Here is a 601-nt window from a genome sequence, read left to right on the forward strand (position 1 = left end):
TTTTGCCCATATGATCAATCATGTAGGTTTTTCGCGAGTATCATACCGCAACCTCACGGGTGCAATCGCAGCGCTGCATTCAGCCTGGAAGATTTAAAAAATGGTGCAAATTTCCACTTACTTTCAATTAATACGTACTGGATGGGTTTTAGCACGTGAAGGCGTTTTGAGTGCTTTGCCTCACGATGATCTTCAAGGATTTCCAGCATTATGCCACCGTATCGCAAGTATGTTAGCGCGGCGTAAAACGAAAAAAAAGCGACGATCTGAAAAACTTTCCTATGCCATCAATAGGCTCGGCCCTTCTTACATAAAACTTGGTCAATTTCTTGCTACCAGACCCGATATTGTAGGACGTGATATTGCGGAAGATTTAGCACAACTACAAGATCGTGTTCAAACATTTTCCTGTACGGCTGCCATTGATCAAATTGAAAGTTCGCTTGGTCGCTCTATCAATGATTTATTCGCAAACTTTTATCCCCCTATTGCAGCCGCTTCTATTGCTCAAGTTCATCCAGCTGAATACTACGATGAAGTAGGCCATAAAAAAAAATGTGCTGTTAAGGTCATTCGCCCTAATATCAGAACGCGTTTTGCA

2 protein-coding genes are annotated in these 601 nt (G+C 42.1%); both read left to right on the forward strand.

Annotation, left to right across the window (positions count from 1 at the left end; all coding sequences use genetic code 11):
• The coding region (locus tag ACFIO5_RS12820; RefSeq protein ID WP_375705611.1) for a class I SAM-dependent methyltransferase at nt 1–97 on the forward strand (97 nt) is incomplete at its 5' end.
• Nucleotides 98–100: 3 nt separating this feature from the next.
• Nucleotides 101–601, forward strand: a 501-nt coding sequence (locus ACFIO5_RS12825) for an AarF/UbiB family protein (protein WP_375705610.1), incomplete at its 3' end; no start/stop codon positions are given.

The organism is Bartonella sp. AA86SXKL (assembly GCF_042196885.1).